Source organism: Psychrilyobacter sp., assembly GCF_037132775.1.
In the GTDB taxonomy this organism is placed as follows: Bacteria; Fusobacteriota; Fusobacteriia; order Fusobacteriales; family Fusobacteriaceae; genus Psychrilyobacter.
On the sequence record NZ_JBAHZY010000105.1, the window covers coordinates 1 to 9,772 of the forward strand.

Here is a 9,772-nt window from a genome sequence, read left to right on the forward strand (position 1 = left end):
TTTCAGAAATACCAGATGATGAGTTAGAAAGAACTGTAGAAAGAATTAGAAATAGACCGCGAAAAGTATTAAATTATTTTACTGCAAATGAAGTTTTCCTTGAAAATATGTGGTGGTGTGCTTGACAAGACTCACCGCCAAAGTTTTACATTAATTTTTAGAGTTTACACAAAACTTGCAACAGCCCCTAGAGATAACTTCAAAGTCTTACCTATTGCTATAGTTCCGATATCCCCCCCTGTTTATTCAGTGAAGTTGGATCTATTACTCTAAATAGATGATTTAATACCATTCTTAATGGTATTATTTTTTCATCATATTCCAAATAACACGCTTCTACATGTCCTGTTTTACCCGTGCAAACCTCCTTGTATATAACCTCTTCAGTTTTTCCATTGGCATAACCTGATTTGGTAGCCATGATTCCCTTTACCCTTTTAAAATAAGCTTCTACACCCCAAAAACATCCACCTGCTAGTACTATTCTTTTCATCAAAATCATCTCTAATATAGGATATACCACAAATTTTATATAATAAAAACCTCCTATCTATAATAATTTTATAGCTAAGAGGTTTTTTATTTGTTCTTTATATATTTGATATTTTTTTGCAAATCCTGACTAATTGAGCAGTATAAGACATTTCATTGTCATACCAAGCTAAAACTTTTATTATTTGATGTCCATCTACTTCCATAACCGTTGTACACTGTGCGTCAAATAAAGATCCATAATGCATCCCTATGCAATCTGAAGAAACGATAGGATCTTCTGTATACCCCAATGTTTCATTAGACGCTTCTTTCATAGCCCGATTAATATCCTCTGCTTCAACCTTCGTTTTTAATCTAACCATGAGATCTATACAAGAACCTGTTACAGTTGGCACTCTTATGGCTGCTCCTCCCAATTTCCCTTTTAGATGTGGAATTACTTTACCTAAAGCAATTGCTGCTCCTGTTGTTGTAGGAACCATATTCCCTGCTGCTGTTCTTCCTCTTCTTGAGTGAATTCCCTTTTTATGAGATCCATCCAGAGTGTTTTGATCATTTGTAAAAGCATGAACAGTTGTCATATATCCTCTTACTACTCCAAATTTATCATCCAAAACTTTTACGATTGGAGCTAAACAGTTTGTTGTACAAGATGCTCCTGATATTATAGTTTCACTTCCATCTAAAATATCATCATTTACATTATACACAACTGTTTTCATATTTCCAGAAGCTGGTGCTGATATGACTACTTTTTTTGCTCCTGCATCTATATGAGCCTGTGATTTTTCCTTTGAAGTGTAAAATCCACTACATTCGAGAACTACATCTATTCCTAATTCTCCCCATGGTAAATTTACTGCTTCTCTTTCAGTAAATACAGCTACATCTCTACCATCTATCACTATTGCGTCCTCTGTATACTTTATCAGTTCTTCTTTGAACCTTCCCTGGGCAGTGTCATATTTTAATAGGTATGCTGCCGTCTCCGGTCCACTCATACTATTTATTGCTACTACCTCAAATTCAGGGTCATCTTCCATTACTCTTAACGCTAGCCTTCCAATTCTTCCAAAACCATTTATTGCTATTTTTACCGACATCTTTCCCCCTTGAGAATATATTAAAATTTTTTACATCTCAATATAACCCTTTTTTACTCGAAAAGTCAATGAAAAGATTAAAAAAGATCATTTTTTAATCTTTATGCGGTCAATTATTGTACACTTATTCCCAATAAGTGGTTTTATATTAAAAAAATTTAAAATTAAAAGTATAATATAAAATATATTTGTATGTTATACCCCTTACAAAGGATGTTATATGATATAAAAATATGTTTTGGTTTGTAAAAAAGATAAATTTTCCATATAAAAAACCTTCCTAAGTCACTAGATCATACATCTAATAACTAGGAAGGTTAAATTTAATTAAAGTATATCCAATTAACTTTTAAAATTGATTAAACTGTTACTGAAGCAATCTTTCTAGAATCTTTTAATAATTTAATAGCTGTATATAATACTACTGCTATAACTACTTTAGTTAACACTGCAATAGATAACCCTGTTACTAAGTAAGCAGCAATTACTACCCCTATAACGCCAAATATCATATTCATTAAAGTTGCTTTTCTATTGTAAGCTCCTGCCTTAATAAACTTAACACTTGCTGCTGGCATAAGGTACGCACAAGAACCCATCATAACGGGGAATGCCACCAATGGACTTAGACCTAGAGCGTATACTAAAGCCATACAAGGTGCATATAGACCTATTCCTAAAGTCATAAGAGCTCCTAATATAAAGTTTCCTACTATAGCTATCACTAATTTCATTCCTGATAACCCTACTGCTGTTCCTCCACCTTGAATTAATCCAAGTTGTTGCGCAACCATTATCAACACTACTATTACCAATGCTGATCCCATATATAATTGTACTTTTTTCTCATCTAATTTAGCTACAACACCTGCTCCTAATATAGCACCTAAAGTCGCTGCTACTAACATAGAGATCAATGTTACAGGTTCAACTTCTACTTTTTTAATAAATATAAAAGCCTCAGCCATTACAGGAATGGTCATCGCTGCATTTAAAGTTCCCGGTAAAATTCTATCCTGCACTAAGTTAAATTGCTTGAAAAGAGCCGTCATCGGTGCAAATCCACCAATACCCAAAGTGTCGAAGAAATTTATTCCAAGACCTATTCCTGCATGTGCTACTGTACTTCCTTCATTTACTCCTGCGTTATTCTTTTTGAATTCTTTGTAGTCTTTAGCAAAAACGACTAAATACCAAACCCCCATAATTGCTAATATTCCCAGTAATATTTGTACCATTTTTATACCCCCTTTATTTTAATAAGGACCCATATTTTAATGGGTCCGTCGAATCTACATATAAATGATTAATTTCTATATTTTTTTTTATTTCAATGAAAATCCATATTTTAATGGATCTGTTGGATCTACATATAAGTGGTTTACTCCAGTAATGTATGCACTTGCTGTAATTTGCGGAACTACATATTTCACTCCATTTTTTTCAAATGTTTCTAATATTTCACCGATAAATTTAGTTTCTATTATACTCTCATAAACAAATTTTTCCCCTTTTGCTAACTTTCCTTTAGTGTATAAAGTCGCCATCTTAGCACATGTTCCTGTTCCACAAGGTGATCTATCTACTTGACCCTCTCCAAATACTACTACATTTTGTAAAGTAGCATCTTCGCTCTTGGCAGGTCCATAGATCTCCACTAAATCAATTGTATTGATATGATCTAATTCAGGATGCTTTACTGTGATTTGCTCGTTGGCAGCTTTTAATATTTTTACACCTAATTCACATAATTTATTTGTATTAGCTGGACAAATATCCAATCCTAGTTGAGAAGCTTCTAATATAGCGAAGAAACTTCCTCCGAATGAAACATCTACCGTTAAAGTTCCAATGCCTTCTACATCTATCTTAACGCCTTCTTTATATAAAAAAGCCGGTACATTTGTAAATGATACTTCTAAAGCTTTTCCATCTTCTACTCTAACTGTTCCTTTGATTAAACCTGCAGGGGATTCCAGCGTGATATTCGTATATGGTTCGGTAACTTCTACCATTCCCATCTCTACTGCCACCGTCATTGCACCGATAGTTCCATGACCACACATGTTTAAGTAACCTCCTCCATCCATAAAGATTATTCCTAAATCTGCTTCATCTATTGTAGGAGTCACTATGATTGATCCAAACATATCAGCATGACCTCTAGGCTCATGCATAGATAATGTTCTTACGTTATCCATGTTATTTTCTAAATAAGTTTTCTTTTCTGCCATTGTTTTTCCAGGAATTTTTGGTACTCCACTGATGATTATTCTAGTTGGTTCTCCCATTGTGTGTGAATCTACAGCTATTATCTGTTTGTTGATCTTCATTATTCATTCCCCCTTCTTATTTTAAGCTTTAACATTGCCAAAGCCTTTTTTGCATCTAGATGGGTCATATTATTTTCTCCTACAACCTCTGTTTCAATACCATCTTTACTTTTATTTATGTCGACTATAGTATCCATGTATTTATTTTTCACAACGAACTCTCCTTGAGTTCCAACAAAGCTAAGTCCAACTACCGGTATTTCCCTTTCCCCTATCTCTCTCATGGTGTTTTCATAATCTACATGACTATTACCCCAACCATCTAGTGAAAAAATAACACCATCTGCTCTCATTGCTTCAATTAGGTTTGCAGCTCTATTCCCTACAAAATTCTTCTCTTCGTTCCCTTGAGGAGTCCCTACTAATATTATCCCTAATAGATCTATATCTCGATCATTAGAGACTACATCTAACAATGGATCTCTAAAATGATGCAGTGTCGTTTCCTTTGTTGAAGGTCCTATCCCCATATCTAATCCCTCCTAATGCATAGCCCTTATAGCACCATCTCTATATTCATTTGGAGTTATAAGTACAGGCATATTTCCTAAGTCTATTATAGATTTCCCACCTGAAAACCCAGATGGTTCTGCAGAAAAAATCCTAGTATCATACATAGCACCCTGCCCCGCAACTTGTTTTAATATAACTACTTTTTTCCCTTCTGGTCTGATCTTGTCAAAAAATTCACATTTATCTGTACAATTTCTCCCATTTAGCTTTTTTAATTTTTCCCTTATCTGTTGAATAAAATAGTCACAAATTTCGTGGCATTGGTTTATTCCACCTCTAATTTTGGTTCCCCCTGATACTAATATCACATCCATGTGGATGATCAAATCTTCTTTTTGGGGTGTTCCTGCTCTTCCAAATACTACTTGTTCTGATAATATTCCTTCTGAAGACCCGAATTCTGCTGCTTGAATATTATCTTCATCTATAGCAGTTAACATTACATTGACCCCTGTCAATGTATGAGTTATACCTTCTCCCATTTTACCCAATACCTTCGTTGAAATAGGGATAAAGTCCACAATAGAATTAACAAATTTATCTCTTTCGTTTGGCTTAATTAACTCGATTCTTAACTCTTTCACATATTTTAATCGAGATATTAACTCTGGATTTTTCATATCTGTTCCTAGAGACAGAGTATTTCCAGAGATTGAAGTGGTTTCCGAAGAAACCACTCTCTCTATGTGAAAAGCTTTTATTTGCAACTTACGTCTTTTTAAACTTTTCATATATAATCTCCTAAAAATTCAAATTATACCTTTGCGATATATTCAAATGGTAATTTTACTATCTTACCAGGTGTTTGAATTTCCATTAATTGTTCTAATGTTGCCACTAAGATATCTTTTTGCATCTTAGGATTATTAGGTTCACCTGCATTAGCTCCCATTGGTACGTTTGGTGCTACTGCTCTTGGTGTTCCAGATTGTCTTACTACTGGTGGTAATGCTGCGATGATTATTGTAGGAATCCCCGATTCCTCAATCGCTCTCTGTACTAGTACAGCAGAACGGTGACAAGTCCCTCAGCCAGCTGTTAATACTACAGCGTCTACGCCGTCTTCTTTAAATTTTGCAGCGATGGCAGGACCAGTTTCATTTTTAAACTTCTCTTGGTTTCCACCTCCACCCATGAATCCCGCGTGGATTCCTGATATTTCTTTGATGAATCCCTCTTTAGCTAATTCATTTAATGGATCTACTGGGAACATACAGTTAATGTCTTTGTTTACGTCACCGTTATCATACCCACCATGAGATACCATCATATCAGATGTAGGTGCATCTCCTGGAATAAATCTATATGTGAAATCTCCAGCAAAGTTAAATCTTTCTTGTGATTTTAAATGTACTCCTGCAGCAGTTGCTAAACCTATCTTCATTTTATTTAAAGGCTTAGTTACTGGCGTCCAAACAGACTTAGGAGTGATTGGTACAAATATTTCTGATTGCATACCTTTTATTGCCATTTTATTTTCCTCCTCTTTTATTTTTCTCTATATTACTTACATATTTTTCATTTACTTCTCCGGACATTACTTCTGGAAAACTCATGTTAAATTCTACCTCTTGACCTACTTTTAACTCATAATCAGTTATCAGCATTCTCATAGGAACAGTTAGGTGACCTAACCTTCCTTTTAAATCCATAGATATGCCACCATCAGATAGCTTTACTATGATTCCTTGCATCTTTACTAATCTATCTCCATATTTCATAATTTGACTCCATATTTCATAATTTAGACTTATTTAGTTTTTAATTTTTCTGTTCTTTTTTCACTCATTGGAATAGAAGTTTCATTTAAAACTCTATCTATGTTTGTTCCTAAGTGAGCTTCTACAGATTCTAAGTTTGATTCTTTAACATTTGGATTCCATTTTCTTTCAGGTCCCTTAACATCTGAACCAGCCATAGCCGACTTTAACATTCCAAGAGCTCTTAAAGCGTCCTCTTTACATAATGTGTTACAAGCAAGAACTTCATTTTCGATTCCTTCTTCAGACTTATTGTTGTCTACCATAAGTTCCATGTATTTATTTCCTACAACTAATGCACCTTGAACTGCAGAGAATGACATTCCTACTACTTTCATTCCTCTCATTCCAATTTGCTCAATATGACTTGCAAAGTCGATATGGTTATTTCCAAATCCTTCAGTTGTAACGATAGCCCCTTCTATATCTAAAGCTTCAACCATCATACCTAATCTCTCAGATACATAGAATTTTTCAGAGTTAACTTGTGGACTTCCAACAAATATAACTGCACATAAGTCTATTTCAGGGTCATTCATTGCTTCGATTACTAATGGTTCTCTATAGTAATGTCTAGTACACTCTTTAGATGCTGGTCCGATACAAGTTAATGCATGAACTCCTCCATCTAATACTTCAAGTGGAGACAATACGATCGGTAAGTTTCCTAGGTCAACATTAGGTTTCCCCCCCATGATTCCTGCAGGTTCAGTAGGTAAGATGATGTTGTCATGCATCGCACCTTGCCCCATGATTTCTTTGATTATTACTACTTTTTTCTTTCCAGGTCTTCTGAATTGAACTAATTCTTCAGTTTCTACAACTAATGACTCGTCCATTTTCTTTAATACATTTCTGATCTCTTGAGTGATAAAGTCACTTGCTGTATGAGCTGCTAATGGCCCAGGTCTTTCCATGTTTGTTCCAGCTTTAATTGTAACTGTAGTTTTGATGAAGATATCTCCTTTATCAGGTGATCCAGGTCTATTCCACATGATGTTTTCAGATAAGATTCCTTCAGATGATCCGAATTCTCCTATTTGTACTCCATTTTCATCTACACCTGTTACCATTACGATAACACCATCGATTACTCTTGTGTTTCCTGTTCCTAAGAAGTTATCTTCTTCTTTTGTAGCTATTGGTTGAACGTCCATGATAGTCTCACTGTAAGTATCATACTCAGATGGAGTGATGATCTCTAAAGTCATAGAAGTTACTAATTTTTGAGATTTTACAGCTTCTAATTCTATACCTTTTCTTAATGTAAGAGTTGTCCCTTCTATCTTAGTCTCTTCTCCGAATACTACATTTTCTATTTTAAAATGCTTTTTAGTTAAAGTTCTTAACTTCTTTGCAGGTAATTTTTTTACTTCTGTTTCAGCAGTTGTAGCAGTTTCTTGAACTTCTACAATTTTAGCTACTGGTGCTGCCATTCCTACTGAACCTTGAGCTGTAAACATAGGAATTTCTAAGTTGATGTCTTTTCCTTCACCTATATGAATTTTTAACATTCCACCATTTAATGATGTTGTCATTGAAACAGGTGCTACAGTTTCAGTAGAAGTTATTGGTGCTCCTACAACTTCTTCCTCTACTTCTTGTTTTTTCTCTTCAGTTTGTACATTAAGCCCCTCTAACATATCAGCTGTTAATGGTGTTAATGCTTCTGCGGTTTTAATTAATTTTACTCCTAAAACCTCTCCGATTGTTAATGAATTTTCATCAAATTTTAATAATCCTGAATCTTCTAAGTCGAAGAATATTGCTGGATCCTCTAAATTTGAAGGCTCGATTATTGTTCCGGCCTCAAATCTACAACAACTTACAGCGTAATCCATTGCATGCTCTTTTGCAGTTCCTATAGTGATTGACATTTTTCCCTCCTGATTTTCTTTAAGCTCGAATTAACATAGAAAGCTAATCCTCTCTATAATATATATTATTTAGTTTTTCTTACTTCTATAAATTTTGTGTCTTGCACCACGAAGTATGTGGTCAGTACTATGATATACAGGTACTCCTAACCTAGGAGCTACAGTCATAACTGTATTCGTTCAGTCTTCGCAAGTTCCTGTTATTATTATTTCTGCACCTTGTTTCTTTAAAAATAACACTTTTTCTGCTTGTCCTGGACAAATTCCCGGCTTATCGCATCTATATCTGCCATTAACTTCTACCATCCTCTTACACTTAACTTCTGCTACTACTTCTCCACCCATACCGTGAGCTATTTCAGTTAATCTTTTTTCATCAGCGCCACATTCACAAGCAATTATTCCAACTTTTCTCGTATCTTTTGGATACGGCATTGCCACTAATATTCCACCTGTAGTTTTAGTTATTGATGCATCTTCAGTTATAGCACTTCCAGTGAATGGACCTCCAGCAACTATCTCTCCATAAGGAAGTATATAGCCACCACTTTTTTCAATATATTCTTTTACAGTAGATCCAATCGGAACATCTGTGAACACTTTACCTTTTTCAGCATTTACTACTCTTCCACCTACTGTAATATCTTTGTCGATGACAGGCTTTCTATCTTCTATAGCCAACACTAAGTTTTTTAGTGTTTCTACATTAAATACTACAGCATTAGCTTTAGATGGTAATTCTCCCGGTTGTAATTCTATTCCTAAAACTTCTCTAACAATTACTCTTTCATCTCCAGCAGGATACATATTCGGCAACCATTTTATTTCTATATTTTCATATTTTTTCAAAACTTTACCGATGGCCACAGCAGCTTTAAGATACTTAGGTTTCATAGCAATATAACCCTTGTCAGCTCCAGTAGATTCCATGGCATATTTAATACCCTTTACTAGAATTTCTGGATTTTTTTCCATTAACTCTACATTATGAGATAATACAGGTTCGCATTCAGCTGCATTGGCTAATACATAACCTCCATTTAGTTTTGTAGATAATTTAATGTGACTAGGGAATCCTGCCCCTCCTGATCCTACTATCCCTGCTTCAAATGCATACTCAGAAATATTTTCACATTCTTTTATTTTTAAATAGTCCTTTAAATCCCCTTCGGTTTCCTGAATTTCTATATAAGTGTCGGTTACTTTTTTCACTATACCATTTACACTTGAATGTATTTTACACCCTAATGAAATCGGTTCAGCGATACACTGTCCCCTCTTTACTACTTCATCTATCTCTATGATTGATTTAGAAGGAGCTCCTACAGCCATTTTTAGAACAAACTCGAATTTTTTCATACTCATTAAATTTTCACCCCCTTAAATTTAAATATTCTATGTTTACACTTCAATTTTTTCACTTAAATGAAACTTTACACAGTTACATATTCACATATTTTTTATATTACGTCAAGAAATAATTACAATATTTTTAAAAAAATTCAACACTTCTTCTAGAACTCAATAATTACAATAATTATTCTATAATAGTATAATGGTCGTATAAATTCATACAAAGAGTGTTTAACCTTAAGCAAAAAAATAGAGTATAATTTAAGAAAACAATATGGGGGATTTTGATTATGAATACACGAAAAACTTACTCTTCTAAGTTTAAATTTAAGATCGTT

Annotated in this window: 10 protein-coding genes; all 10 read right to left on the reverse strand. The window is 34.2% G+C overall.

Translation table 11 applies throughout. From position 1 onward, the window contains the following. Window positions 1–217 precede the first annotated feature (217 nt). The 10 genes from V5784_RS06970 to prdC all read right to left on the reverse strand — a co-directional run bounded on the left by V5784_RS06970 (window position 218) and on the right by prdC (window position 9,440). Window positions 218–493 carry a peptide-methionine (S)-S-oxide reductase gene (locus tag V5784_RS06970; RefSeq protein ID WP_336888311.1) on the reverse strand — a complete coding sequence of 92 codons (276 nt, stop codon included), beginning with the start codon at window positions 491–493 and terminating at the stop codon, window positions 218–220. Window positions 494–590: 97 nt separating this feature from the next. Then, complete coding sequence (gap, locus tag V5784_RS06975) at window positions 591–1,598, reverse strand: type I glyceraldehyde-3-phosphate dehydrogenase (RefSeq protein ID WP_336888312.1); 1,008 nt, start codon at window positions 1,596–1,598, stop codon at window positions 591–593. Window positions 1,599–1,957: 359 nt separating this feature from the next. After that, window positions 1,958–2,836 (reverse strand): sulfite exporter TauE/SafE family protein, encoded by an 879-nt coding sequence (locus V5784_RS06980; RefSeq protein ID WP_336888313.1) that lies wholly within the window; start codon window positions 2,834–2,836, stop codon window positions 1,958–1,960. A gap of 87 nt (window positions 2,837–2,923) precedes the next feature. Continuing rightward, the gene (locus V5784_RS06985; protein ID WP_336888314.1) at window positions 2,924–3,931 is read right to left on the reverse strand and encodes a proline racemase; all 1,008 of its coding nucleotides are present in this window, start codon (window positions 3,929–3,931) and stop codon (window positions 2,924–2,926) included. Continuing rightward, a complete protein-coding gene (locus V5784_RS06990; RefSeq protein ID WP_336888315.1) occupies window positions 3,931–4,401 on the reverse strand; it encodes a glycine/sarcosine/betaine reductase component B subunit in 471 nt (156 codons plus the stop codon). The genes V5784_RS06985 and V5784_RS06990 overlap by 1 nt, the downstream gene beginning before the upstream one ends. A 12-nt stretch (window positions 4,402–4,413) precedes the next feature. Continuing rightward, a complete protein-coding gene (gene prdD, locus V5784_RS06995; protein ID WP_336888316.1) occupies window positions 4,414–5,175 on the reverse strand; it encodes a proline reductase cluster protein PrdD in 762 nt (253 codons plus the stop codon). A 23-nt stretch (window positions 5,176–5,198) separates the two neighbouring features. Beyond that, window positions 5,199–5,915 (reverse strand): D-proline reductase (dithiol) protein PrdB, encoded by a 717-nt coding sequence (gene prdB / locus V5784_RS07000; RefSeq protein ID WP_336888317.1) that lies wholly within the window; start codon window positions 5,913–5,915, stop codon window positions 5,199–5,201. Between the two features lies 1 nt (window position 5,916). After that, window positions 5,917–6,165 (reverse strand): CBO2463/CBO2479 domain-containing protein, encoded by a 249-nt coding sequence (locus tag V5784_RS07005; RefSeq protein ID WP_336888318.1) that lies wholly within the window; start codon window positions 6,163–6,165, stop codon window positions 5,917–5,919. 29 nt (window positions 6,166–6,194) lie between these two features. After that, entirely contained in the window at window positions 6,195–8,081 is a 1,887-nt protein-coding gene (gene prdA, locus V5784_RS07010) for a D-proline reductase (dithiol) proprotein PrdA (RefSeq protein WP_336888319.1), read from the reverse strand. A 69-nt stretch (window positions 8,082–8,150) separates the two neighbouring features. Continuing rightward, window positions 8,151–9,440: a proline reductase-associated electron transfer protein PrdC gene (gene prdC / locus V5784_RS07015; protein WP_336888320.1), complete on the reverse strand. Its 1,290-nt coding sequence runs from the start codon at window positions 9,438–9,440 to the stop codon at window positions 8,151–8,153. Window positions 9,441–9,772 lie beyond the last annotated feature (332 nt).

Excerpts from the sequence above, each read along its gene's own strand:
- prdD (WP_336888316.1), bottom strand. The coding sequence starts at position 5,175 with ATGAAAAGTTTAAAAAGACGTAAGTTGCAAATAAAAGCTTTTCACATA.
- V5784_RS06985 (WP_336888314.1), bottom strand. The coding sequence starts at position 3,931 with ATGAAGATCAACAAACAGATAATAGCTGTAGATTCACACACAATGGGA.
- V5784_RS07005 (WP_336888318.1), bottom strand. The coding sequence starts at position 6,165 with ATGAAATATGGAGATAGATTAGTAAAGATGCAAGGAATCATAGTAAAG.
- gap (WP_336888312.1), bottom strand. The coding sequence starts at position 1,598 with ATGTCGGTAAAAATAGCAATAAATGGTTTTGGAAGAATTGGAAGGCTA.
- V5784_RS06980 (WP_336888313.1), bottom strand. The coding sequence starts at position 2,836 with ATGGTACAAATATTACTGGGAATATTAGCAATTATGGGGGTTTGGTAT.
- V5784_RS06970 (WP_336888311.1), bottom strand. The coding sequence starts at position 493 with ATGAAAAGAATAGTACTAGCAGGTGGATGTTTTTGGGGTGTAGAAGCT.
- prdA (WP_336888319.1), bottom strand. The coding sequence starts at position 8,081 with ATGTCAATCACTATAGGAACTGCAAAAGAGCATGCAATGGATTACGCT.
- V5784_RS06990 (WP_336888315.1), bottom strand. The coding sequence starts at position 4,401 with ATGGGGATAGGACCTTCAACAAAGGAAACGACACTGCATCATTTTAGA.